The organism is Caldicellulosiruptoraceae bacterium PP1, from assembly GCA_041320695.1.
In the GTDB taxonomy this organism is placed as follows: Bacteria; Bacillota; Thermoanaerobacteria; order Caldicellulosiruptorales; family Caldicellulosiruptoraceae; genus JBGGOQ01.
On record JBGGOQ010000001.1, the window covers coordinates 110,238 to 136,296 of the forward strand.

Consider the following 26,059-nt stretch of genomic DNA (forward strand, 5'->3'; position numbering starts at 1 on the left):
AGGAGAACTTTTTTTAAAATGGTTAGAGTAAGATTTGCACCAAGTCCTACCGGTGAGTTACATATTGGTGGGGCAAGAACAGCACTTTTCAACTATATTTTTGCCAGGAAAAACGATGGAAAATTTATTTTGCGAATTGAAGATACTGATGTATCACGTTCAAAAATAGAATGGGCAGAAGGCATACAAAAAAGCCTTTCTTATTTAGGAATTAATTGGGATGAAGGTCCAAATGTTGGTGGAGAATTTGGGCCTTATTTTCAATCCTTACGAAAGGATATTTATCTTAAATTTGTAGAAAAATTAATTAATGAAGATAAAGCATATTATTGTTTTTGCTCTCAAGAAGATATAGAAAAAGAAAGAGAACAGGCAATAAAAAATAAGGTTTCGTATAGATATAGCAAAAAATGTAGGAACATTAGCATTGAGGATGCTAAGAAAAGGCTATTAAATAATGAAAAAGCTGTTGTTAGGATTAAAGCAAATCAAAATGAAAAGATTATTGTTAATGACATAATACGTGGTAAAGTTGAATTTGATGGTTCAGAAGTGGATGATTTTATAATTTTGAAATCTGATGGCAATCCAACTTATAACTTTGTTTGTGTTATTGATGACCATTTGATGAATATAACACATGTTATTAGAGCAGAAGAGCATTTATCAAATACGCCAAAACAGATATATTTATATAATCTATTAGGTTTTAAAATACCAGAGTTTGCTCATGTACCTATGATATTAGCACCTGATAGAAGCAAATTGAGTAAAAGACATGGTGCTACATCTGTTGAAGAATTTATCGACAAAGGTTACCTTAAGGAAGCTTTGATTAATTATCTATTACTCTTAGGTTGGTCAATTGGAGAAGACAGAACAATAATTTCTTTAGAAGAGGCTATAGAAAGTTTTGATTTACAAAAGGTTTCAAAAAATGCTGCTATATATGATATTAATAAACTCACATGGATTAATGGATATTATTTGAAACAATTAGAAATAGATGAGTTATTTGAAAGAATGAAACCTTTTTTTATTAAAAATAATATTGATATATCAAAATTTGAAACTTCATATATAAAATCTGTTTTATTACTTGTAAGAGAAAAGGTAAAAACATTAGTTGAACTTGTTGAAGCAAGTAGATACTTTTTTGAAAATTCTTTTGAATATGAACAAAAGGGAATTGAAAAATACTTTACTAATGATAAATTACTTATGCTTAAAAATATTATTCCTTTATTAAATCAGATTAATGACTTTAATAGGGATAAAATTGAAAAAGTTATTAGAAACTATGCAGATTCATTAGGGGTAAAAGCAGCAGAAATAATACATCCAACACGTTTAGCAATTACGGGTAGAACTGTTACACCTGGACTTTTTGAGATTATGGAACTACTTGGTAAAGATATGGTAATATCAAGGATAAATAGAGCTATAGAAAAATTTTATAAAGAATAAATAAATCTAAACAAAAAGGTAACCACATTTCCAATGGTTACCTTTTTATATGCTGCTACATTTTAATAAAAAACTGAATTTTATGATCTTAAAATATATCTCAAAATTCAGCTTTATATAATAGTTCTTTAATTAGTAGGTATGGTAAGATATTTATTTTAAAAAATTGCAGTAAAATTGCAGTAAAAACTTTTAAAAATTATTTTTTAAACCTTAATACCCTTCATAATGATTGGTACGCCCGAGAGGATTCGAACCTCCGGCACACGGTTTAGGAAACCGTTGCTCTGTCCTGCTGAGCTACGGGCGCACAATTTTTTTGCAATAAATATGATACTATAATTTTTATTTACTGTAAAGAGTATATATGCTTTTTTTTGACTTGTAGCTTATGAAAAGTGTATAATTTATAAGAAAACAATAGATAAATGAGGTGAAAAAATGTTAGATATAAAGGTTATTAGAAACAATCCTGAAGAAACTAAAAAAGCACTTCAATCACGTAATAAAGATATAAACATTGATGAGCTATTATCATATGACGAACAAAGGAGAAGCATATTATCAGATGTTGAAAAATTAAAAGCGAAACAAAATGCTTTTTCTAAAGAAATACCTAAACTTAAAAAGGAAGGAAAAGACATTTCTGAGTTGATGAATGACCTTAAAAATCTTTCTGATGAAATAAAAGAGAAGGATGCAGTAGTAAGCCAGCTTGAAAACAAAATTCAAAATATTTTACTTACAATCCCCAATATACCTAACCAATCTGTACCTATAGGGAAAGATGATTCAGAAAATGTTGAAGTAAGAAAATATGGGACTCCCACTGCATTTGATTTTGAAATAAAACCTCATTGGGATATTGGAGTTAATTTAGGCATTCTTGATTTTGAAAGAGCATCAAAAGTTTCAGGTGCAAGATTTACATTTTACAAAGGCCTTGGAGCAAAACTTGAAAGAGCAGTAATAAACTTTATGTTAGACCTTCATATTGAAAAGCATGGTTATACAGAGATTTTACCACCCTATTTGGTTCAAAGAAAAAGTATGATTGGAACAGGACAACTTCCAAAATTTGAAGAAGATGCATTTAAAACATGCGGAGATGAATATTTCTTAATTCCGACTGCCGAAGTTCCTGTTACAAATTATCATAGAGAAGAGATTTTAAAAGAAGAAGATTTGCCAATAAAGTATGTTGCATATTCAGCATGTTTTAGAGCAGAAGCAGGTGCTGCAGGAAAAGATACAAGAGGGCTTATAAGACAACATCAATTTAATAAAGTTGAATTAGTTAAATTTGCAACTCCAGAAGATTCATACAATCAATTGGAAAGTTTAACACAAGATGCTGAGGATGTTTTAAAACATCTTGGATTACCATATAGAGTAGTTGCATTATGTACTGGTGACTTAGGGTTTTCTTCTGCGAAAACATATGATATTGAAGTATGGATGCCAAGCTATCAAAGATATGTTGAGATATCATCATGTTCAAATTTTGAAGGATTCCAAGCAAGAAGAGCTAACATTAGATATAGAAGAAGTGATGGGAAACTAGATTATGTCCATACTTTAAATGGTTCTGGATTAGCAGTTGGAAGAACTGTAGCAGCAATACTTGAAAACTACCAACAAAAAGATGGAAGTGTTGTCGTTCCTGAAGTATTAAGGAGATATATGGGCGTTGATATAATAAAGTGAGACTGGAAAATCCAGTCTCATTTCTTTTTTGACAGTCTCCTTTTTTAATAATATCTATTTTTTAATCTAAATTTAGATAAAATTTATCCAAACTTTATATGTCTTTGATGGATCTTTGTCGAATTATTAGATGAACAAGCTGTTATAGAAATATTATATAAAATAAAATTTTTCTCTTGATGTGTTGACAATAAAATAATCATGTGCTAAAATAAATTCTGCTGACGCGGGTATGGCGGAATTGGCAGACGCGATAGACTTAGGATCTATTGGCAACAGCCGTGGGGGTTCAAGTCCCTCTACCCGCACCAAAAAAATACTTGACAAAATGTCGAATATCCATTATAATCTAAAATTGCTGATGCCGGAGTGGCGGAATAGGCAGACGCACAGGACTTAAAATCCTGGGACCCCTTAAAGGTCGTACCGGTTCAAGTCCGGTTTCCGGCACCATATCGCGGGGTGGAGCAGTCGGTAGCTCGTCGGGCTCATAACCCGAAGGTCGGAGGTTCAAATCCTTCCCCCGCAACCAAATATGGCGGCGTAGCTCAGTTGGCTAGAGCATGCGGTTCATACCCGCAGTGTCAGCGGTTCAAATCCGTTCGCCGCCACCAAAAAATTAATATGGCCCCGTGGTCAAGAGGCCTAAGACACAGCCCTTTCACGGCTGTAACAGGGGTTCGAATCCCCTCGGGGTCACCAATAATTAGAACTAAAAGGCTTTTATTAAAAGCCTTTTTTTATTTGACTTTAATTAATTTTTTAAATAAAATATTTTTATGCGGATATGGCGGAATTGGCAGACGCGTTAGACTCAGGATCTAATGGGATTATTCCCATGGGGGTTCAAATCCCCCTATCCGCACCAAAGATCATCAAGCAATTTACTTGCATTAATTCTTTTCATTTATCATTTTTCTTAATATTTTCTTCTTAATAAATCTTTTATTTACTTCATTTGAAATTATACTGATATTACCATCAATTTCAAGTAATGCTAATTTTACTTCTTTAAATGAAGATAAACCATGTTCTCTAACTGCTTCATTTAATTGGTTTACTGTAATTTTTGCTTTTGAAAGATTTTTTGAATTTATTTTACCATTATAAATGAGTAGTATAGGTTCACCTTCCACAAAATGCTCCAATTTAGGAAAACGATAAATAATTAATTTTAGAAAATAGTTAATTAGTATTAATGAAGCAGCAGAAATAAGTCCACCAACTAAAGTCGAGTCAGATCCCACCATTGCATTTTGAACAGAATTACTTATCAATAAGATAAAAACAAGATCTATTAATGATAATTGTGAGATTTCTTTTTTTCCTAATAATCTGATTGTTATAAATAAAAATAAATAAACAATTGTTGTACTAAATATAATATTTAAATATTTAAGAAATACCATAAAATAAACACCTCAATTATTAAAATGAATATTTGTATGAAAATATTAATATTTATTTATTAAGTAATTTTTCTATCTTATTTATTATTTCATTCCTTTTTAAAATACCAATAATAAATAATATTGTTGAGATTATTGATACTATTATTGCAATAGTATAGTCTTTTTGTTGCAAATTACTACCAATATAAGATGAAAAAAATATTCCTGGAAAACGTGCAATTGTTAATAAAATTAAAAATCTTAACGGTTTTATTGGTGAAATACCAACAATATATGTTAATATATCTTTTGGAATACCGGGTATCAAAAATAATAAAAATAAAGCAACTTCACTCTTTTGACTATTTATTACAAAATTAAAATTTTCTAATTGTTTTTTTGGAACTATTTCTTTAATGAGATTATAACCTAATAATCTTGCAATATAAAAAACAATTATAGAACCTAAAACAATACCAATTAAAGAATAAATAGTTCCTAAAAAAGTTCCATAAATATATCCACCTGATACTTGCACTACTTCACCAGGAATTACTGATATAACAACTTGGAGGATTTGAAAAAGGATAAAAATGAGTGCACTTATTGAACCATATGATAAAATCATATTTCTAAATTCTTGAGGGTTTTTTGTAATCTTTATGAGTGTAGGTGAATATTTTATTGTTATATAGGTTATTAAGATAGCAAATAAAATAAGTGCCACAATATTAAGAACAATTTTTACTTTTTTATTCATTTTGTCACCTCATATTTTGTTTTAATTATATATACTTTTGTTTAAGAAGATTATATTATAATCTTGTATTTATATAAAGATAAATATATAATTAATACTGTGGTAAAGTAATACTAATTAGTTGAAGGGGAGTAGTTTTAATTATAAAGTCAACATACTGGTATATTGATATACCTGGCTTTATAACCCTTTTATTGGGAAACGAGACCTTCAGCATAATCATTTTTTGGTTATGCTGAAGGTTTTATTTTTTGGAGGTGGTTAAAATTAAAGAAACTTTATTAGCATTTATTTTTTCAGTTGGAGCAGTTACCTTGGCAGAAATGGGTGATAAAACACAGTTACTTGCCATGGCTTTTGCAACAAGATATAAGGCAACTAAAGTTCTTTTGGGGGTGTTTATTGCTACAATATTAAATCATGCTTTAGCTGTAGCAGTAGGTACATACCTAACTAAAATAGAAAATATGCAAACAATTATTCAATTGATAGCCTCATTATCATTTATATTATTTGGATTGTGGACTATTAGAGGAGATTCTTTGGATGGAGAAGATAATGTAAAGTCAAAGATGAGTGCTGTCCTAACTGTTGCAATTTCTTTTTTCATAGCAGAATTAGGTGATAAAACTCAACTTACAACAATAGCTTTATCCACAAAGTTTCCTAACTCACCAATATGGGTGTTAATGGGAACTACTTCTGGGATGATTATTTCTGATTCAATAGGAATTATTTTTGGTGTTGTAATGTGCAAAAGAATTCCATACAAATCAATAAAATTAATTTCTGCGATGATATTTGTAATTTTTGGCCTTATTGGTACAGGACAGGTACTAATTTATGATTTCAAATGGAATATTATTTTATCATGTTTATCTCTTTTGATTTTATTTATAATAACTATAATAGCTGCAAGATATTTAAGCAAAACAAAACAAAAGGATGAGATAATTGTTTGCAATAACAAGAGGAAGTATAACAGCTAAAGAGCCTGAGTAAAAAGGCTCTTTTTTTTATACAAGCACAAAATTTATACTGTAAACATAAATTATAATAGCTTGAATTTTAAAAAGGAGTATATGTTATGTTAAAGAGAATTGCTGTAATTGGCGGTGATGAAAGAATAACAAAGCTAGTTGAATATTTAGCTGATGACCGATTTGAGATTAATGTTTATGGGATTAATTCCTCAGAAATAAATAAAAGAAATCTTAGCATTAATTTTTGTAAAGACTTATTCTCTGCAATAAATAGTTCTGATATTGTAGTTGGGCCAATACCTTTTTCAAATGATGATAAAACAATTTTTAGCCCTTTGTTTGAAAATGAAATATTGATAGATGATCTAATAAACATTCTAAAAAAATTTGAAATTCCTCTTATTACATGTGTTATAAAAGAAAATATAAAGAACAAATTTATTGAAAACCATATAAAAATAATAGACTTATATGAAAGAGAAGAGCTATCAATATTAAACGCTATACCTACAGTAGAAGGATGTATAATGATCGCAATTCAAGATACACAATTTACATTGCACGGTAGTAACATTCTAATTCTTGGATATGGCCGAATAGGTAAATTATTAGCTAAGATACTTTCAGCATTTTCAGCTAATGTATTTGTTGAAGCAAGAAAGATTTCAGATTTAACATGGATAAGAGCTTTTGGATATACCCCTATACCTTTGGATAACTTAATTAATAATGTAAGTAATATGGATATTATCATTAATACTGTTCCAGCACTTATATTGAACAAAGATATTATTGATAAAATTAGGAAAGATACATTAATAATTGATTTGGCTTCTAAGCCAGGTGGGGTAGATTTTGAATATGCTAAGAAGAAAGGAATAAATGCAATCCATGCATTAAGCCTTCCTGGCAAAGTAGCTCCACATACAGCAGCAAAATATATAAAAGTAGCTCTTTATAATGTTATCAATGATTTGGGGGTTTATAGATGGAGTTAGAAGATAAAAAAATTGGGTTTGCTTTTACTGGATCATTTTGTACTTTTGATAAACTATTACCCATATTAAATGATTTAAAAAACACTGGTTCTAAAATAATTCCTATTTTTAGTGAAAAAACTCAAAAAACTGATACACGATATGGAAAAGCAAAAGATATTATTGATAAAATAGTTGATATATGTGGAGAAAAACCGATACTAACATTAACAGATGCAGAACCAATTGGACCAAATAAATTATTTGATATAATGATAATTGCACCAGCAACTGGTAATACTGTTGCTAAGCTTGCAAATGGAATAACTGATGGTGTTGTATTAATGGCAGCAAAAGCACATTTGAGAAATCAAAGACCATTAGTATTAGCAGTTTCAACAAATGATGCCTTGGGTATGAATGCTAAAAATATAGGATTATTATTAAATACAAAAAATATTTATTTTGTACCGTTTAGACAAGATGATCACAAAAACAAAACTAATTCATTGGTTGCTGAATATTCACTAATAATACCCACATTAATTGAAGCTTTGCAAAATAAACAAATACAGCCTTTATTATTAGGACCAAATAGCTAAAAACCCCTTTGTTAGGGGTTTTATTTTTTTGCCAAAAAGTTATAATATATCTTAGAAAACTTTGAAGAGGGAATGTTATGGCTAATAAACATAGTAAAAAATATAGGATCAAAAAAGAGGTTTTTGATAGGATAAATGCAGAAATATTCGGGACATTTTTGTTTTTTGTTACAATTTTTATTATATTTTCATTGTTTACAAATAAGGTTGGTATTATTGGAATCTTTATTAGAAATATTATAAAAGGCACTTTTGGTATTGGTAGTTTTTTGATATTATTATTATTAATTTATATCTCGCTAGATTCTATAATCAAAAGAGAAAAAATATCAAAAAGCGTAGATGTAATTTTATTTACTTATTTTATTTTTATTAATATTTTATTTACATCAATAAATGGTATTATTAAACAAGAAACATTATTTATTGATATGTTAAAAGAAAGCTTTTTTGCTGGTCAGGAATTTAACGGATTCGGATTGTTTGGTTTTATTATAACATATCCTTTATATAAGCTTATTGGACAGACAGGGACAATTATTTTTTCAGTTGCAGTGATTTTGCTATTTAGCATGTTAATAACACAATTTTCCATAAGAAATGCTATTAAAAAAAACAAAAAATTTAGAAGAATAGATAAATCCCAAAATACTGATAATGAGATAGAACAAGATAAAGAGAGAAATTTTTTCAACCATCAAATATCTGAAGAAAAAAAAGAAAATACTTTAATTGATTTCAAAATAAAATCAGAATTATTAGATAAATATAATCAAGGCTCATTTGAGGATAAAAAAAACAATGATATAAAGAAAAAGAATAAAATAGAAAAAGAAAATAATCCATTTGATAATCAACTAAATATACAAAATACAGATTATAAATATCCATTAATAGATTTTTTGAAAAAACCGTCTGATAGCAATATAATATCAAAAAAAGAAATAAATGATAATGTTCGAAAATTAGAAGAAACATTAAAAAGCTTCGGCATAGAAGCCGTTGTTACAGAAGTTTCTATTGGACCTACAATAACAAGATATGAATTGCAGCCTGGACAAGGGGTAAAGGTTAGTAGAATTGTTAATCTTTCAGATGATATTGCACTGTCCTTGGCAGCAGCCTCTGTTAGAATTGAAGCTCCAATACCAAATAAATCTGCCATAGGAATTGAAATACCTAATAAAGAACCAAGATCAGTTTTTATTAGAGAATTACTTGAGGACCAAGGCTTTTTTTCATCAACAAATAAAATACCTTTTACAATTGGGAAAGACATTGCAGGTTCTCCTATTATAGGAGATATTTCAAAGATGCCACACTTGCTTATAGCAGGTGCTACAGGATCAGGAAAGAGTGTATGTATAAACTCATTAATAATAAGTATTTTATATAGATGTCATCCTAATGATGTTAAATTAATACTAGTAGATCCAAAAGTAGTTGAATTAAGTGTTTATAATGGAGTTCCTCATTTATTAATCCCTGTTGTCACCGATGCAAAGAAAGCAGCAAATGCTTTAAATTGGGCAGTTGGCGAAATGAATTCGAGATATAAAATGTTTGCCCAAGCAGGTGTTAGAGATATAATTGGATATAATAAATTATGTGAGAAAAATGGCACTCAAAAACTTCCTTATGTTGTAATTGTGATTGATGAGTTAGCAGATTTAATGATGGTATCTCCAACAGAAGTTGAGGATTCTATATGTAGATTAGCTCAAATGGCAAGAGCTGCTGGTATGCATCTTGTTGTTGCAACTCAAAGGCCATCGGTTGATGTTATAACAGGTGTTATAAAGGCAAATATTCCATCAAGAATTGCTTTTGCAGTATCATCACAAGTAGATTCAAGGACAATTTTAGATTCTTCAGGGGCTGAAAAACTATTAGGAAGAGGAGATATGCTATACTTACCTATGGGGATAAATAAACCTATAAGAGTACAAGGCTGTTTTGTGTCAGACCAAGAAGTAGAACGTGTTGTTGAGTATTTGAAATCTAATATAAAATGTGAATATAATGAAGAGATTGTTGAACAGATAAGCAAAGTAAACAATGATTTTGATGATCAAGAAAAAGATGAGCTCTTTTTGCAAGCATTACAGGTCATTGTTGAGTCACAAAATGCTTCAACATCATTTTTGCAAAGGAAATTAAAAATAGGATATGCACGTGCTGCAAGAATTCTTGATCAAATGGAAGCTAAAGGAATTGTAAGTAAAATGGATAGCAACAAAACAAGACAAGTTCTAATAACAAAAGATCAGTTTAATGAAATGTTAATGAATATGGAGTGATATATTTAAATGGACTTTCTACCAATAACAATGAATGAGGCTAAAAAAAGGGGATGGAATGAGCTTGACTTTGTTTTTATTACAGGTGATGCTTACGTCGACCATCCTTCATTTGGACATGCCATAATTTCGAGAATAATTGAAGATAAAGGTTTTAAGATTGGGATTATACCACAGCCTAGCTGGACGGATACAAAGTCAATTACCATTTATGGAAAGCCTAAAATAGCTTTTTTGGTATCTGCTGGTAATTTAGATTCGATGGTTGCACACTATACAGTAAATAAAAAGCCTCGTTCAGAAGATTTTTATTCTCCAAATAATAAAAGAGGATTAAGGCCAGATAGATCAACAATAGTTTACTGTAACATGATCAGAAAAGAATATGGGAATGTACCAATAATTATTGGTGGTATTGAAGCAAGTTTAAGAAGATTTGCTCATTATGATTACTGGCAAGATAAAGTAAGGGCTTCTATATTAATTGATTCAAGTGCTGATTTATTAATATACGGAATGGGAGAGAAACCTCTTTTTGAAATATTAGAAAGATTAAAAAAAGGTGAAAATATAAAAGACATTAAGAATGTTAATGGCACATGTTATGTGGCTAAAGATATATCAGAATTGAAAGATTATATTATGCTAAATTCTTTTGAAGAGGTTCAAAATAATAAAGTTTTATACGCAAAATCTTTTGCGATTTTTTATAAAGAACAAAATCCTTTTACGGGCAAAACACTAGTTCAACAACATAAAACTCTTTATGTTGTTCAAAATCCACCTTCAATGCCATTAACAACTCAAGAGATGGATTATGTATATTCTCTTCCATATCAAAGGGAATATCACCCAATTTATGAAAGTCAAGGTGGAATAAAGGCAATTGAAGAGGTAAGATTTAGTATTACTTCCCATAGAGGTTGCTTTGGAGGTTGTAATTTTTGCTCACTACACTTTCATCAAGGGAGAATAATTCAAAAAAGAAGTAAAGAGTCAATTGTTGAAGAAGTAAAGAAATTAGTTAATCACCCAAAATTTAAGGGGTATATTCACGATATTGGTGGGCCTACTGCAAATTTTAGAATTCCTGCATGTGATAAACAATTAAAGTATGGTGCTTGTAAGGATAGACAATGCTTGTTTCCAAAACCCTGTGAGAATTTAAAGGTTGACCATTCAGAGTATTTCGATATACTTGAAACAGTTTCTAAAATAAAAGGTGTAAAAAAAGTTTTTATAAGATCAGGAATAAGATTTGACTATTTTTTATTAGATAAAAATTTTATTAAATATATTGAAGATTTAGCAAAAAATTATATATCTGGACAGTTAAAATTAGCACCTGAGCATATATCAAATAATGTTTTAAAGCTGATGGGTAAACCGCCTTGTGAGGTTTATGATAGATTTGTTAACAAATATTTTGAGGTAAATAAAAAACTTGGTAAAAAACAGTATATAATACCATATTTAATGTCAAGTCATCCTGGTTCAACACTAAAGGATGCAATAGAACTTGCACTTTATTTAAAGAAAAATAGATTTATACCTGATCAAGTACAAGACTTTTATCCAACGCCAGGAACGGTATCAACAACAATGTTTTATACTGGCTTGAATCCTTTTACGCTTGAAAAGGTATATATTCCAAAAGATATTAAAGAAAAGAATATGCAAAGGGCTTTGCTTCATTTCAACGATCCAGATAATTATGATAATGTTAAAAAAGCTTTAGAAATTGCTAAAAGAACTGATTTAATTGGGAATCACAAAGATGCATTAATCAAGCCTGACAAAAATAATATAGGAGGTAAAAAAAATGGCTCAAATAATAGATGGGAAAAAAATAGCTCAGCAAGTAAAGCAAGAGGTAAAAGAAAAGATAAAACAACTAAACGATAAAGGCATTGAAGTTACATTAGCAGTTATAATTGTTGGGAATAATCCTGCTTCAAGGGTATATGTTGATTCAAAAAAACGTGATTGTGCTGAAATTGGTATTAAATCTATAGAATATGCATTATCTGAAGATACTACTGAAGAACAGTTACTTTCATTAATTGAAAAACTCAATAATGATGACAAAATTAACGGAATACTTGTTCAAATGCCTTTACCGAAACAAATTGATGAGTCAAAAGTATGTAAAAAAATTCTGCCTTTCAAAGATGTAGATGGATTTCATCCATTAAATGTAGGTAATTTGGTTACAGGAATTGATGAAAGATATACATTAGTTGCATGCACACCTGCAGGTGTAATAGAAATGTTGGAAAGAGAAAATATTATTATAGAAGGTAAACATGTTGTTATTGTTGGAAGAAGCAATATTGTAGGAAAACCATTATCATATTTATTTCTAAAGAAAAATGCTACAGTAACAATCTGCCATTCAAGAACAAAAAATTTAGAAAAAATTTGCCAAACAGCCGATATATTAGTAGCAGCAGTTGGAAAAGCAAAGATGATAAAGGAATGTTTTGTAAAAGAAAATGCAATTATAGTAGATGTTGGAATAAATAGATTAGAAGACTCAAAAAAATTGGTTGGAGATGTTGATTTTGATGATGTATTTAACAAAGCAGCTTATATTACACCAGTTCCAGGTGGAGTTGGACTTATGACAAGAGCAATGCTTATGAAAAATGTTTTAAAAGCTGCATTAATACAAAACAATTTATTGGAGGAATTTATAATTGATTAATATAGGCTTTATTTCACTTGGATGTAACAAAAACTTAGTAGATAGTGAAGTTATGATGGGATACTGTAAACAATATGGCTATAATATAACAAATAATCCTGAACAGGCTGATGTTATTGTTGTAAATACGTGTGGTTTCATAAATGATGCTAAAGAAGAATCAATTGATACAATTTTGGATATGGCAGAATATAAAAAGAAAAGGTGCAAATTTTTAATAGTTACTGGTTGTCTTACGGAAAGATACAGAGAAGAACTAGTTAACGAAATGCCTGAGATTGATGCTGCTATTGGGATAGGAGACTTGAATAAATTACCTGAAATAATTGAAAAACTATTTAACCATAAAAAGAAGATATTAAGCTTTGATAATAAGGAATTCATTTATAACAGTAAGATGCCAAGGGTTATTGGAACACCTAATTTCTATGCATATGTTAAAATTGCTGAAGGTTGTAATAATAGGTGTTCATACTGCTCAATTCCATTAATTAGAGGCAATTTAAGAAGCAGAGAAATAGGAGACATTATTGACGAAGTTAACTTTTTAGTTTCAAATGGTTACAAAGAGATAGTACTGACAGCACAGGATACAACAAAATATGGCCTTGATTTATATAAGAAAAGAATGCTAACAAAATTATTAGAAACACTTAATAATATCGATGGACTAAAATGGATTAGATTTTTATATTCTTATCCTGAAGATATTGATGACGAACTGATAAAAATAGTAAATAAATCAGATAAAATAGTAAATTATTTTGATATACCTATTCAGCATATAAATGATAAAATATTAAAACTAATGAATAGAAAGACCACTAGCCAAAAGATAAAGGAAGTAATAGAAAAAATAAGAAACTCTTTTAGTGAAGTAGTTATAAGAACTACAGTAATGGTTGGATTTCCTACTGAAACAGAAGAACAATTTGATGAACTGTATGAATTTATAAAATTAACAAAATTCGATAGATTAGGAGTTTTTATGTATTCACAAGAAGAAGATACAAAAGCAGCAGAACTTCCACAAGTTGACCTAGATATTAAAGCAAAAAGATTTGAAAAAATTGTTAATTTACAAAGAAGGATATCATTAAATAATAACAAAAAAAGAATTGGCAAGACTTATGATATTATTATTGAAGGAAAGGATAAGAATAATTTTTATATAGCTAGAAGCCAATTTGAAGCTCCTGAAGTAGATGGGAAAATAATAGCATTTTCTAAAGAGGAATTAAAACAGGGACAGTTTTATACAGTAAAGATAGTTGACGCATTTGAGTATGATTTAGTAGGAGAGGTAATTAAATGAATATTGCTAATACTATAACATCTATCAGGATATTGTTAATACCTTTATTTATGTATTTTCTATTAGCAAGTGATATGCATTACAGCAAATTCATAGCATCAGTAATTTTTATTATTGCAGCAATAACTGATAGCTTAGATGGATATTTGGCACGTTCAAGAAAGATTGTAACAAATCTTGGTAAGTTTTTGGATCCTCTTGCAGATAAACTGTTAATAACTGCAGCATTAGTATCGTTAGTAGAATTAAATAAGTTATCTTCTTGGATAGCTATGATAATAATTGGTCGAGAATTTATTGTTACAGGTTTGAGAATGGTAGCTGCTGCAGAAGGTATTGTAATTGCTGCAAATATATGGGGTAAAATTAAAACAATATCTCAAGTTGTTGCAATAGTTACCCTTTTATTAAATAATTATCCATTTAGCTTGATTAATTTTAGATTTGATGTTTTTTCTCTTTGGATAGCTGTTATTTTGACCATTTATTCTGGCTTTGACTACATACGCAATAATTGGCATGTAATTAATTATACAAAAAAGTGAGGAAAAAGCTTATGGTTGCAGAAGTTATTTGTGTTGGAACTGAACTTTTATTAGGACAAATAGTTAATACAAATGCACAATATATTTCACAGAAATTAGCTCAATATGGAATAGACCTTTATTATCAAACTGTTGTAGGAGATAATTACGATAGACTTAAAAAAGCTATACAAATTGCATATTCAAGATCAGATATGATAATTTTTACTGGTGGCTTAGGTCCAACTTCTGATGATATAACAAAAGAGGTTGTTTCAGATTTTTTTAATATTGAACTTGTTGAAGATAAAGATACGTTAAAACATATACAAAGTTTTTTTGAAATGAGAAAAAGAGAAATGCCTGAAATAAATAAAAAACAGGCTTTAGTTCCATTAGGATCAATTATCTTAAAAAATGACTTTGGCACTGCTCCTGGAGTAATTATTGAAAAAGATGAGAAGGTTGCAATTTTGCTTCCTGGGCCACCTTATGAATTGAAACCCATGTTTGAAAATTATGTAGAAAATTATTTAAAAAAATTCTCCAATAAAAGAATATTTTCAAAAATAATTAGATTTACTGGGATTGGTGAATCATCAATTGAAGAGCAACTAAAAGACATTATATTAAACCAAACAGATCCAACAATCGCTTTATATGCAAAGCCGTATGAAGTAACTATGAGAATCTCCACTAAGAAAGATAACCAAGAAATAGCATACAAAATGCTTGATCAAATTGTTACTAAAGTAAAAGAAAGATTAGAAAAATTTATATATTCATATGATGATTTAACAATAGAACAATTAATAGTAGAGCAGCTAAGAAGGAAAGGATTAATTCTTTCGGTTGCTGAGTCATGCACAGGTGGGCTCATTGCCAATAAAATAACTGATGTTCCGGGTGCGTCAGCAGTTTTTGATAGAGGTTTTATTGTATATTCAAATCAAGCTAAGATAGATGAATTAGGAGTTCCAGAAGAATTAATTAAAGAATATGGTGCAGTAAGCTCCTTTGTTGCAGAAAAAATGGCTGAGGGTGCAATAAAAAATTCCAATGCAAACATTTCAATTAGTACAACTGGAATAGCTGGGCCAACTGGTGCAACTGATAAAAAACCTATTGGATTAGTTTATGTTGGGATATGCTATGATGGAAAAACTGAAAGCTTCGAATATAGATTTGTTGGAGATCGTAAAACTATTAAAGAGAATGCTACCTTTGCTGCTCTTGAAGTTTTAAGAAAAAAAATATTTTAGTTCGATATTGAAAAAATGAAGTAAAAAATATATAATTTAATAAAACGAATGTTCGTATGGAGGTTCTCTATGGAAAATATAGATAAGAAAAAAGCACTTGATAGGGTTGTTCTTGATATTGAAAAACAATTTGGTAAAGGTTCAATAATGAAATTAGGCGAAATAGCGAAGGATAACATTGATGTAGTATCAACAGGTGCATTGTCCTTAGATATTGCATTAGGTGTTGGAGGAGTTCCAAGAGGTCGTATTGTGGAGATTTATGGTGCTGAATCTTCAGGTAAAACAACTATTGCACTTCACATAATTGCAGAAGCACAAAAGGCAGGAGGAGAAGCAGCATTTGTTGACGCAGAACATGCTTTAGATCCTTTTTATGCAAAAAGGCTAGGTGTAGATATAAATAATCTTTTAGTTTCACAACCTGACAACGGTGAGCAAGCATTAGAAATTGTTGAAGCTTTAGTTAGAAGTAACGCAATTGATGTTATAGTTGTGGACTCTGTTGCTGCATTGGTTCCACAAGCAGAAATTGAAGGTGAAATGGGGGAAGCTCATGTTGGGCTTCAAGCAAGACTTATGTCACAGGCTCTTAGAAAGCTTGCGGGTATTACCAATAAAACAAAAACAATTGTTATTTTTATAAATCAGCTAAGAGAAAAAGTTGGTGTTATGTTCGGTAATCCAGAAACTACACCTGGTGGTCGTGCGCTTAAGTTTTATTCATCAGTTAGGTTAGAAGTAAAAAAAGGTGAACAACTGAAAGTCCAAGGTGAATCAATCGGTGCAAAGGTAAAAGTAAAAGTTGTTAAAAATAAAGTCGCACCTCCATTCAAAGAAGCAGAATTTGATTTGATATATGGCGAAGGTATTTCTAGAGAAGGGAACGTCCTTGACGTTGCTGTAAACATTGATATTGTTCAAAAGAGTGGTGCTTGGTATACATATAATGGTCAAAAGATTGGTCAAGGTAGAGAAAATGCTAAGCAATTTTTGAAAGAAAATCCTCAAGTAATGCAAGAATTAATTGAAAAGATTAAACAAAATGCTAATATTGCATTTGAAAAGATAAAAACTACAGCAACAACAGAGGATGAACTATTTGAACCTGGTGATTTAAATGAAGATAATGGATAAAATTCAAAACATAAATTTTATTAAATTATTATTAGATAATGGGCAAGAAGTCACTATTCACAAGGATATATACTTTAAAAATTATTTATTTGAAACAGAAGAATTATCGCAAGAACAATTATCTGAAATTATAAAACAAAATCAATTTTTATTAGCAAAGGATACTCTATTGTCATATATAAAAAGATACCCATTAAAATCAGAAAAACAATATATTTCATATTTGATAACAAAAGGATTCGACATAGCTACTGCTCAAAAAGCAGTAGCTTATTTTATAAACAATGGATATATTAATGAGGATATAAATATAAAAAAGGTTATAAAGAAGTATAAAGGTAAAAAATCTATAAAAGAATTAAAATATATCTTAAAGAAAAATGGATTTAAGGAAAATTTAATTAATTCTATTGACTTTTCAGAAATATCTGATCAAGGATATTTGGATAAACTTATAGAAAAAAAGGTTAAGAAAATAAAGAATAAAAATGATTATAACCAAATAAATAAATTAATTAGATATCTAATATCTAAAGGTTTTGAATATGAAAGAATTATAGAGAAAATTAAAGAATTAAAGTTATTGTAGAAAGCTTCGAAGGTTGACACACTGTGCAAAAAGTAATAAAATTTAGTTATAACCTTTAATGTGTTTAATAAAAGGAGGTGCAGACGATTAGTGGAGCTAATATTATTATAACCTCTGTGGTTTCTTTGATAGTTGCTATTATTGCCTTTTTTATAGGCTATTTATATAGAAAAAAAATAGCTGAAAAAGTAATAAAAAGTGCTGAACAAGAAGCATTTAGAATAATTGATGAGGCAAAAAAACAAGCAGAAGCTTCTAAAAAGGAAGCAACATTAAGTGCTAAAGAAGAAATTCACAGAGCAAGAAATGATTTTGAAAGAGAAGTTAGAGAAAGAAGATCTGAGCTTCAACGCTTAGAGCGAAGATTGATACAAAAGGAAGAAATGCTCGATAAAAAGACTTCTCAGGTTGAAGAAAAGGATGAACAACTTAATCAAAAACTTAAAGATATTCAAAAACTTCAAGAAGAGATTGAAGAAATCAAAAAGAAAGAAAATGAAGAACTTCAAAGGATTTCTGGTTTAACCCAGGAAGAAGCAAAACAAATAATAATTAAGAGTGTTGAACAAGAAGTAAAACATGACCTTGCTGTAATGATAAAAGAATACGAGCAGCAAGCTAAAGAAGAAGCTGATAAAAAAGCAAGAGAAATAATATCTTTATCAATCCAAAGGTATTCATCCGATTATGTAGCTGAAAATACTGTTTCTGTTGTTTCTCTTCCAAATGATGAGATGAAAGGTAGAATAATTGGAAGAGAAGGAAGAAATATTAAGGCGTTTGAAACAGTAACAGGAATTGATTTAATAATTGATGATACTCCTGAAGCTGTTATATTATCTGGCTTTGATCCAATTAGAAGAGAAATTGCAAAACTTACTCTTGAAAAGCTTATCCTAGATGGAAGAATACATCCTGCTAGAATTGAAGAAATGTATGATAAAGCAAAGAAAGAGGTTGAAACAAAGATTAGAGAAGAGGGTGAGAGGATTGTATTTGAACTTGGTATACACAATCTACACCCAGAACTTATAAAGACAATTGGAAAGCTTAGATACAGAACAAGTTATGGTCAAAATGTTCTTTCACATTCAATTGAAGTAGCTGTTATAGCAGGAATAATGGCTGCTGAACTTGGAATTGATCAATCAATTGCAAAAAGGGCCGGATTACTTCATGATATTGGTAAAGCTGTTGACCATGAGGTTGAAGGCTCACACGCATTAATAGGTTATGAGTTAGCAAAAAGATACAAAGAAACTAACATTGATGTTCTTGAGTCAATTGCTGGACATCATGGTGAAATGGAAACAAAATCTATTTATAATGTTTTAATTCAAGCTGCAGATTCTATTTCAGCAGCAAGACCGGGGGCAAGAAGAGAATCTTTAGAATCCTATATCAAACGATTACAAAAATTAGAAGAAATAGCAAATTCGTTTGAAGGTGTTGAAAAAGCTTATGCTATTCAAGCAGGAAGAGAAATAAGAATTATGGTTAAACCAGAAATTGTAAATGATGAAAGCATAGTTCTTATTGCTCGAGAAATAGTAAAGAGAATTGAAAACGAAGTAGATTATCCTGGACAAATTAAAGTTAATGTAATTAGAGAAGTTAGAACAATTGAGTATGCAAAATAATGTAAATAGGAAAAGAAAGCGTGTTTTGATTACAAAACACGCTTTTTATAAATCATGTTGGAGGTAAATATGAGATTTTTAGCAATAGGAGATGTTGTAGGAAGGCCAGGCAGAAATATAATTAAAAACTCGTTGAATAAGGTTAAAGAAAATTATCATATTGATGTTGTTATTGCAAATTGCGAAAATTCTGCTGGTGGAAACGGAATATCAAAGAAAGTAGCAGATGAACTTTTTTCTGCAGGTATAAATGTAATGACCATGGGTAATCATGTATGGGCAAATAAAGAAATTTTTGCATTTATTGAAAATGAACATAGAATTGTTAGACCAGCAAATTATCCAGAAAAAACTCCGGGTAGAGGCTATAATATTTATATAAACAATGGGAATGAATATGCTGTAATTAATCTTTGTGGTCGTGTTTTTATGGAAAATTTTGAGTGCCCATTTAAGAGAATTGACGAAATTCTTGAAAGGTTGAAAACCAAGATAATTTTAGTTGATTTTCATGCTGAAGCAACATCTGAAAAAAAAGCATTTGGATATTACCTTGATGGCAGAGTAAGCTGCGTTTTTGGGACACATACACATGTTCAAACCTCTGATGAAAGAATCTTACCTAATGGAACTGCTTATATAACAGATGTTGGCATGACAGGGCCATATGAGTCAATATTAGGAGTTGATAAAGATTTGGTTATACAAAAGTTTATAACAATGCTTCCTGTGCGTTTTGAAGTAGCAAAAGGAATGGCACAGCTCAATGGAGTTATTATAGATATTGATGAAAATAGCGGAAAAGCAACAAATATACAAAGATTAAATTTCACTTTAGAAGAATAAAAAAATCCAAGGTAATCTTAAGAAATTACCTTGGATTTTTTTCATAATTTATAAATTAACATAATAAAATTTAGTAAGACCAAAGATGAGGGGGTAATACAAATTATTACAACATATAATTCCAAAATTGATGAAATATTAACCAAGTTTCCAACTGATATAGTCACACTTATTAGAAGTAAAATAAAGGATTTATATGAAATTAACGAAATAAGAATTTTTTTAGAAAAGCCATTAATAGTTATAGCAAAAAATGAATATATATTTTATAACTGTATAATTACTAACTATTATCTTGATACTATCATGAAAAATCTTACTGAAAATTCTTTATATACTTATGAGAGAGAGTTGATAAAAGGGTATTTTAGCATAAAAGGTGGTCATAGAATTGGTGTGTCAGGTAAGTTTACTGAAACAAATAAAAAAGTTATCTCTTTTACTCAAATCAATGGGCTAAACATTAGAATTGCAAAAGACATAAGGAATATTTCTGACAAAATAATACCATTTATATTAAAAAATAACAATAGCATTAAGAATCTCTTAATTATATCACCACCAGGTTGTGGAAAAACTACTCTTTTAAGAGATTTAATTAGAAATTTAAGTAACGGTAGAAATGATTTTGGCTTTAGAGGATTTTATATTGCAGTTATAGATGAAAGGTCTGAGATTGCAGCTTTTGGTAAAGAAAATATAGGTACAGATTTAGGAATAAGAACATATATATTAGATGGTGTTTCAAAATATAATGGGATGCTTATGGCAATAAGAAGTTTATCTCCAGATATATTAGCTATGGATGAATTAGGAGAGGAAGAAGATTATATTGCAATAAATGAAGCATCAAAAATGGGAGTTAAAGTTATTGCAACAGTCCATTCAAGTGGACTAGATGAATTGCAAAAAAGGAAAACAATGAAGCAAATAATCGACTCAAAAACTTTTGAAGTAGCTGTTGTATTAAGTAAAAATAATGGCCCTGGAACTATTGAAAAAATAACTAATTTAGGTGAATAAAATGATAAAGTTAATTGGCAGTATTTTAATAATTTTTTCCTCATTTCTACTTGGCTTTTCTAAATCTTACGAATTGAAAGAAAGGTCTTATTTTATAAATAATTTAATAACATTTTTAAAGTTTGCAAAAACAGAAATTATTTCAACAAGAAATACAATTAATCAAGTTATAGAAAAATATAACAACATAAATAAACACAATTCAAAAAAAATAATTAACTTTGAAGAAAGTTTAAAATGCTCATATCTAAAATCAACAGAGAAAAATCTTATTATAAATTTTTTTAATATTGTTGCAACATCATCAATCTTAGAAATAGACCAAATAATTGATGATTATATTAGACAATTAAATGAACTATATATCGAAGCAAAACAAGAATACTACAAAAATGCAAAGCTTTTTTCAATACTTGGTGCATTGTGTGGAATTTCAATTTGTATAATTCTTTTCTAATTAAATCCCTTGAAGAGGTGCTGTGAATGAATATAGATTTAATATTTAAAATAGCTGCAGTAGGAATTATTGTTGCAGTTTTGAATCAGGTGCTTATAAAAACCGGACGTGAAGAACAAGCAATGCTAACTACATTAACAGGTTTGATAATTGTTTTAATTATTGTTGTTGATCTTATAAAAAAACTTTTTGATACAGTAAAATCTGTTTTTAATCTATTTTAATGGGTGAATATAATGGAGCTATTTAATGTTATTATAATCTGTTTAGTTTCTTTGATATTTGTAATTATTATAAAAAAAACACAACCAGAGTTTTCTTTATTAATTACAATTATAACAGGAATTGCAGTCTTTTTTATTATATATGACAAAATAGCATTTATAATTGGAGAAATTATTGAAATGAACAATAAGGTTTTTGGTTCAAGCGAATATATTGGCTCACTAATAAAAATGACTGGAATAGCTTTAATTACAGACTATGCTTCAAATATATGCAAAGACAGTGGTGAGAGTGCATTTGCATTTAAAATTGAATTAGCAGGTAAGGTTATAATATTGTTTCTATCGTTACCAATTCTTTTTTCACTAATCAATTTTATATCAAAATTTATATAAGAGGAGTCTAATATGATAAAGCAATTATTAAAGTGTTGCACAATTCTTATTATAATAGCAGCAGTTTTTATTGGACAAACCTCTTTTGCAAGTAGTAATACAAATCAAGATGAATATGATTATTATAATAAACTTAAAAAGATTTCTGAGAAGTTTTCTAACGATGATTTTTATAAAAACATTTCAGAAGGGATATTGTCAAACAAAAAACAAGATAAAGCTTTTTTAATAAAAAATATAGTGAATAATATTTTTAAAGAAATTGATTTAACTTTTTCACAAGTATTAATAATAATGATTATTTGTTTAATTTATTCAATTTTATTTAATGTCCAAAATTCTTTTAAGACAGCAGAAGTATCAAAAGCTACATTCTATGCCTTTTTATTGGTTATTGTTACAATAGTTCTTAAAAACCTTGAAGGAGTATTAAAACTTACATATTCTACTTTATCCAAATCTACAAGTTTTATTGAATCTCTAACACCAATTGTTTTAACTGTATTAGCATCATCTGGATATATAACATATGCTACAGTAATAAATCCATTAATAGCTTTTTCGGTTGTATTTTCTTCTCAGATTTTATTAAATTTAGTAACACCTATAAGCTCAATTTATCTTTTAATTAGTATTATTGCTAATATTGATGAACGAGTAAACTTAAAAAAGCTGCTTGGATTTATAAAAACTCTTATTTTATGGTGTGCTATTTTTGGACTTGCTGTATTTACTGGACTAATTTCTGTTGAAGGGTTTACTGGAGCATCTGTTGATAATTTTACAGCTAAATCAATAAAATACACTGTTGGGAATTTTGTACCTGTAGTAGGGAAAATATTATCTGATGCTGCGGATGCAATAGCTGGATCATTAAGTTTAGTTAAGAATACAACAACAGTATTTGGACTTGTGTTTTTACTTCTTATAATTGGTATTCCTCTTTTAAAGATATTAATAATCTCATTTGTTTTTAGATTAGCATCATCACTTATTGAAATTTATTCTGACAAAAAATTTGCTCAATTTATGTCCGATTATGCTGATAATTTAATGATTCTTTTTGCAGTTGTATTTGCATCAATGGCTTTATTTTTAATATCTTTCACAGCAATACTATTTACAGTTCAAATTGGGCGGTGATTTAATGAGCTTATTATCCTCAATAGAAAATGCCTTAAAAAGTATTTTTTATTTGATTGCTTTTTCAATGGTATTAGATCTTCTGACACCACAAGATTATAAGAAATATATAAATCTTTTTTTAGGCCTTTGTATTACATTAACATTATTATCACCAGTTATTGATATATCAAAAAATTTTAAAAATGATTTAACTAAGGAAATACTAAGTTTTAGTAAGAAGTTTGATAATAAAAATTCTATTGATAGCCATTCATATGCAAAAAATATTATTAATGAGCTTAAAAAAAGAATAGTAGAAGATATAAAAGTTAAGGTAAAAAACAAGTATGGAAAAGATATTGTAATAGAGGATATTGAAATAAATGAAGATATCAAATCAAATCAGTTTGGAAAAATTATAAGCATTACTATAAATCAAAAGTTTTCAAAAGAATTAGTAGAATATCTATCAACTGAGTATTTAATTGAAAGCAAAAGTATATTTTTTAAAGAGGTGAAAAAGAATGAATAAAGAATTTTTAGAAAAACTACTTGAAAGACTTATTAAAAACAAAGAAATGATAATCTTTTTAATTGCAGTAGGAATTCTTTTAATATTTCTTACAAATATTTTTTCGACACCTGTTTCAAAAAGTAACGATAAAGAAATAACTAATGACAGTGAAGAAATGAATTATGAACAAAATATAGAAAATAAACTATTGAAACTTCTAAAACAGGTAGATCCAACAGGTGATGTTTCGGTTATGATTACTTTTGAGGATAGCTATGAATACATGTTAGCAACAGAAACAAGTAAAGAAACAAGAAATGAGGAAAGCCAAGGGCAAAGAATCTTAAAAGAAGAACAAGTTGATAATAAAGTAGTTTTGCTTCAACAAAATGATGGTTCAAAACCATTTATAGTAAAAAAAGTTCATCCTAAAGTTAGAGGGGTTGCAATTGTTTCTAAAGGTGCTTCAGACAAAAATGTGTATATAGGCCTTATAAAACTTACTTCAAGAGTTCTTGGAATAACACCAAATAAAGTGGAGGTATATGTAAAATGAAATATAAAAGAATATTTATCAAAGTATATAACAAAAATCAATTAATACTTATTTTTTTAGTTATATTTCTTCTTATTAGTGGTATTTTAACTTCAAGAAACTTTAATAAAAAGGATAATGGTCCACAAGTTTTGGAGGTTTCAAATCAAAATTTAACTCTTACAAAAAATACAAGTATAGATGATTTAAAGCTTAAAAGGGAGATTGAAAGAGGTAAAGAGGTTGATTTACTTATTGAATTATTAAAAAAAGCAGATAATTCCAATAAATCATTGATAGATCAAAAAATATCTAATATAATTGATTTAAGTAATAAAGAGATGATTGCAGAAAGTTTGTTACAATCTAAAGGTTATACAAATTGTGCAGTATATAAAAATAATGATTTGGTTTTTGTTGTTGTAGATAAAAAATTATCAAAAAACGATATTATAATAATCCAAAATATTATAACAAATAATTTCAAAATAAAATTTAATCAAATTAGAATAAATAGCCTTAAAGATTGATGTGTTAAATTTAATAAATTTAGGGTATAATAACTATAAGGAAAAGAGAAGGAGGTAATAAAAATGTCAGAAAACCTATTAAATGAAAATAATGGTGGGACAGTTAAAATAGCTGATGAAGTAGTTGCTACAATTGCTGGAATTGCAGCATCTGAAGTAAAAGGCGTTGCGGGAATGGTTGGAACCATTACAGGTAACATTACAGAAGCATTTGGCAAGAAGAGTCTTACAAAAGGTGTAAAAGTTCAAATAGGGGAAAATGAAGTAGCTATTGATATCTACATAACTGTAGAATACGGAGTAATTATCCCTGAAGTATGTTCAGAAATACAAGATAAAGTTAAGAATTCAGTTGAAAGCATGACAGGTTTAAGTGTAGTTGAAGTTAATGTTCATGTTCAAGGTATAAAATTTGAGAAGGATGTAAAAACAGAAGAACAAGAGTAAACCTCTGGCTTTCCAGGGGTTTACTTTGGTTTTTAGTTTGAGGAGGTTGTATAAATGAAATTAGTAGAAAGAATTATTCTTTCATTATATACTATTTTAGTTTTAGTATTTTCTTTAGTTCTATTTTTATTACCATTTAATTTGATTGACTTTTCAATTATTGATAATATAATAACTAGGTATATAAATAATCCTGTATATTCAATTATTCCATTAGCATTTCTTGCACTTAGTATATATATTTTAACAATTGGTATAAAAAAGAGAAAAATTAGACTTGGAATAATTCATGTAAATGATAAAGGACAGCTTATTATTTCACCAAAAACATTTGAAAGTTCAGCTTATTATGTGTTAAAAAAATACTCATCTGTAAAAGATGCTATAGTTGAGACTTCTTTCAATGAAGAGGGTATCGAATTTACAATAGATGCTAGTATTATGAATGAAACAAATATCCCAGAATTAACTAATGACATTCAGAATAACTTAAAGAATTATATTGAGAATATTACTGGTGTAAAGGTAACTATGGTTAATCTTCATATTAAAGATGTTTATATACCACAACCAAATACTTTGCGTGTAAGGTAGGGATTAA

The 26,059-nt window shown here is 28.7% G+C and carries 27 protein-coding genes and 7 tRNA genes; 31 read left to right on the top strand and 3 right to left on the bottom strand.

Annotation, left to right across the window (positions count from 1 at the left end):
• The first annotated feature begins 18 nt into the window (after positions 1-18).
• Positions 19-1,467: a glutamate--tRNA ligase gene (gene gltX / locus ACAG39_00560; protein MEZ0535725.1), complete on the top strand. Its 1,449-nt coding sequence runs from the start codon at positions 19-21 to the stop codon at positions 1,465-1,467.
• A 233-nt stretch (positions 1,468-1,700) separates the two neighbouring features.
• On the opposite strand, the gene ACAG39_00565 is transcribed toward gltX, so the two are convergent.
• A tRNA-Arg gene (locus tag ACAG39_00565) sits at positions 1,701-1,777 on the bottom strand.
• A 131-nt stretch (positions 1,778-1,908) separates the two neighbouring features.
• Between ACAG39_00565 and serS the strand changes: the two genes are divergently transcribed.
• From serS to ACAG39_00600, 7 genes are all read left to right on the top strand, one after another.
• Positions 1,909-3,174, top strand: a complete 1,266-nt coding sequence (gene serS / locus ACAG39_00570; GenBank protein ID MEZ0535726.1) for a serine--tRNA ligase — start codon at positions 1,909-1,911, stop codon at positions 3,172-3,174.
• Between the two features lie 226 nt (positions 3,175-3,400).
• Positions 3,401-3,485, top strand: a tRNA-Leu gene (locus tag ACAG39_00575).
• A 52-nt stretch (positions 3,486-3,537) separates the two neighbouring features.
• A tRNA-Leu gene (locus tag ACAG39_00580) sits at positions 3,538-3,627 on the top strand.
• A gap of 3 nt (positions 3,628-3,630) precedes the next feature.
• Positions 3,631-3,706 (top strand) — tRNA-Met (locus tag ACAG39_00585).
• A 5-nt stretch (positions 3,707-3,711) separates the two neighbouring features.
• Positions 3,712-3,788: transfer RNA gene (locus ACAG39_00590), tRNA-Met, on the top strand.
• Positions 3,789-3,800: 12 nt separating this feature from the next.
• Positions 3,801-3,876, top strand: a tRNA-Glu gene (locus tag ACAG39_00595).
• Between the two features lie 79 nt (positions 3,877-3,955).
• Positions 3,956-4,042: transfer RNA gene (locus ACAG39_00600), tRNA-Leu, on the top strand.
• A gap of 25 nt (positions 4,043-4,067) precedes the next feature.
• Here ACAG39_00600 and ACAG39_00605 read toward each other — a convergent pair.
• Positions 4,068-4,583 (bottom strand): DUF421 domain-containing protein, encoded by a 516-nt coding sequence (locus tag ACAG39_00605; protein ID MEZ0535727.1) that lies wholly within the window; start codon positions 4,581-4,583, stop codon positions 4,068-4,070.
• A gap of 52 nt (positions 4,584-4,635) precedes the next feature.
• Positions 4,636-5,325, bottom strand: a complete 690-nt coding sequence (locus ACAG39_00610; protein ID MEZ0535728.1) for a TVP38/TMEM64 family protein — start codon at positions 5,323-5,325, stop codon at positions 4,636-4,638.
• A 251-nt stretch (positions 5,326-5,576) separates the two neighbouring features.
• On the opposite strand from ACAG39_00610, the gene ACAG39_00615 reads away from it, so the two are divergent.
• From ACAG39_00615 to amaP, 23 genes are all read left to right on the top strand, one after another.
• Entirely contained in the window at positions 5,577-6,314 is a 738-nt protein-coding gene (locus tag ACAG39_00615) for a TMEM165/GDT1 family protein (protein ID MEZ0535729.1), read from the top strand.
• Between the two features lie 98 nt (positions 6,315-6,412).
• On the top strand, positions 6,413-7,306 hold the full coding sequence (gene dpsA, locus ACAG39_00620) for a dipicolinate synthase subunit DpsA (protein MEZ0535730.1): 894 nt from the start codon (positions 6,413-6,415) through the stop codon (positions 7,304-7,306).
• Positions 7,297-7,887, top strand: a complete 591-nt coding sequence (locus ACAG39_00625) for a dipicolinate synthase subunit B (protein ID MEZ0535731.1) — start codon at positions 7,297-7,299, stop codon at positions 7,885-7,887. Before dpsA ends, ACAG39_00625 begins: the two co-directional genes overlap by 10 nt.
• 77 nt (positions 7,888-7,964) lie before the next feature.
• Complete coding sequence (locus ACAG39_00630) at positions 7,965-10,187, top strand: DNA translocase FtsK (GenBank protein MEZ0535732.1); 2,223 nt, start codon at positions 7,965-7,967, stop codon at positions 10,185-10,187.
• A gap of 9 nt (positions 10,188-10,196) precedes the next feature.
• Positions 10,197-12,092, top strand: a complete 1,896-nt coding sequence (locus tag ACAG39_00635) for a YgiQ family radical SAM protein (GenBank protein ID MEZ0535733.1) — start codon at positions 10,197-10,199, stop codon at positions 12,090-12,092.
• Entirely contained in the window at positions 12,010-12,894 is an 885-nt protein-coding gene (gene folD / locus ACAG39_00640) for a bifunctional methylenetetrahydrofolate dehydrogenase/methenyltetrahydrofolate cyclohydrolase FolD (GenBank protein ID MEZ0535734.1), read from the top strand. Before ACAG39_00635 ends, folD begins: the two co-directional genes overlap by 83 nt.
• Positions 12,887-14,209, top strand: a complete 1,323-nt coding sequence (gene rimO, locus ACAG39_00645) for a 30S ribosomal protein S12 methylthiotransferase RimO (GenBank protein ID MEZ0535735.1) — start codon at positions 12,887-12,889, stop codon at positions 14,207-14,209. Before folD ends, rimO begins: the two co-directional genes overlap by 8 nt.
• Positions 14,206-14,754: a CDP-diacylglycerol--glycerol-3-phosphate 3-phosphatidyltransferase gene (gene pgsA, locus ACAG39_00650; GenBank protein ID MEZ0535736.1), complete on the top strand. Its 549-nt coding sequence runs from the start codon at positions 14,206-14,208 to the stop codon at positions 14,752-14,754. Before rimO ends, pgsA begins: the two co-directional genes overlap by 4 nt.
• 11 nt (positions 14,755-14,765) lie before the next feature.
• Entirely contained in the window at positions 14,766-15,995 is a 1,230-nt protein-coding gene (locus tag ACAG39_00655; protein ID MEZ0535737.1) for a competence/damage-inducible protein A, read from the top strand.
• A 69-nt stretch (positions 15,996-16,064) separates the two neighbouring features.
• Positions 16,065-17,132 (top strand): recombinase RecA, encoded by a 1,068-nt coding sequence (gene recA / locus ACAG39_00660; protein ID MEZ0535738.1) that lies wholly within the window; start codon positions 16,065-16,067, stop codon positions 17,130-17,132.
• Positions 17,116-17,721, top strand: coding sequence for a RecX family transcriptional regulator (locus ACAG39_00665; protein MEZ0535739.1), 606 nt, complete (start codon positions 17,116-17,118; stop codon positions 17,719-17,721). The genes recA and ACAG39_00665 overlap by 17 nt, the downstream gene beginning before the upstream one ends.
• A gap of 77 nt (positions 17,722-17,798) precedes the next feature.
• Positions 17,799-19,361 carry a ribonuclease Y gene (gene rny, locus ACAG39_00670; GenBank protein MEZ0535740.1) on the top strand — a complete coding sequence of 521 codons (1,563 nt, stop codon included), beginning with the start codon at positions 17,799-17,801 and terminating at the stop codon, positions 19,359-19,361.
• Between the two features lie 69 nt (positions 19,362-19,430).
• Positions 19,431-20,207: a TIGR00282 family metallophosphoesterase gene (locus tag ACAG39_00675; protein ID MEZ0535741.1), complete on the top strand. Its 777-nt coding sequence runs from the start codon at positions 19,431-19,433 to the stop codon at positions 20,205-20,207.
• Between the two features lie 135 nt (positions 20,208-20,342).
• On the top strand, positions 20,343-21,230 hold the full coding sequence (gene spoIIIAA, locus ACAG39_00680; GenBank protein ID MEZ0535742.1) for a stage III sporulation protein AA: 888 nt from the start codon (positions 20,343-20,345) through the stop codon (positions 21,228-21,230).
• Position 21,231: 1 nt separating this feature from the next.
• Positions 21,232-21,687: a stage III sporulation protein AB gene (locus tag ACAG39_00685; protein ID MEZ0535743.1), complete on the top strand. Its 456-nt coding sequence runs from the start codon at positions 21,232-21,234 to the stop codon at positions 21,685-21,687.
• A gap of 26 nt (positions 21,688-21,713) precedes the next feature.
• Complete coding sequence (gene spoIIIAC / locus ACAG39_00690; protein MEZ0535744.1) at positions 21,714-21,911, top strand: stage III sporulation protein AC; 198 nt, start codon at positions 21,714-21,716, stop codon at positions 21,909-21,911.
• Between the two features lie 12 nt (positions 21,912-21,923).
• Positions 21,924-22,307 carry a SpoIIIAC/SpoIIIAD family protein gene (locus ACAG39_00695; protein ID MEZ0535745.1) on the top strand — a complete coding sequence of 128 codons (384 nt, stop codon included), beginning with the start codon at positions 21,924-21,926 and terminating at the stop codon, positions 22,305-22,307.
• Between the two features lie 12 nt (positions 22,308-22,319).
• Positions 22,320-23,450, top strand: a complete 1,131-nt coding sequence (locus tag ACAG39_00700) for a stage III sporulation protein AE (protein MEZ0535746.1) — start codon at positions 22,320-22,322, stop codon at positions 23,448-23,450.
• 4 nt (positions 23,451-23,454) lie between these two features.
• On the top strand, positions 23,455-23,964 hold the full coding sequence (locus tag ACAG39_00705; protein MEZ0535747.1) for a stage III sporulation protein AF: 510 nt from the start codon (positions 23,455-23,457) through the stop codon (positions 23,962-23,964).
• On the top strand, positions 23,957-24,502 hold the full coding sequence (locus ACAG39_00710) for a hypothetical protein (protein ID MEZ0535748.1): 546 nt from the start codon (positions 23,957-23,959) through the stop codon (positions 24,500-24,502). The genes ACAG39_00705 and ACAG39_00710 overlap by 8 nt, the downstream gene beginning before the upstream one ends.
• Positions 24,499-25,011 carry a SpoIIIAH-like family protein gene (locus tag ACAG39_00715; GenBank protein ID MEZ0535749.1) on the top strand — a complete coding sequence of 171 codons (513 nt, stop codon included), beginning with the start codon at positions 24,499-24,501 and terminating at the stop codon, positions 25,009-25,011. Before ACAG39_00710 ends, ACAG39_00715 begins: the two co-directional genes overlap by 4 nt.
• 63 nt (positions 25,012-25,074) lie before the next feature.
• A complete protein-coding gene (locus ACAG39_00720; protein ID MEZ0535750.1) occupies positions 25,075-25,458 on the top strand; it encodes an Asp23/Gls24 family envelope stress response protein in 384 nt (127 codons plus the stop codon).
• Positions 25,459-25,512: 54 nt separating this feature from the next.
• Positions 25,513-26,052, top strand: coding sequence for an alkaline shock response membrane anchor protein AmaP (gene amaP, locus ACAG39_00725; GenBank protein MEZ0535751.1), 540 nt, complete (start codon positions 25,513-25,515; stop codon positions 26,050-26,052).
• Positions 26,053-26,059: the final 7 nt, after the last annotated feature.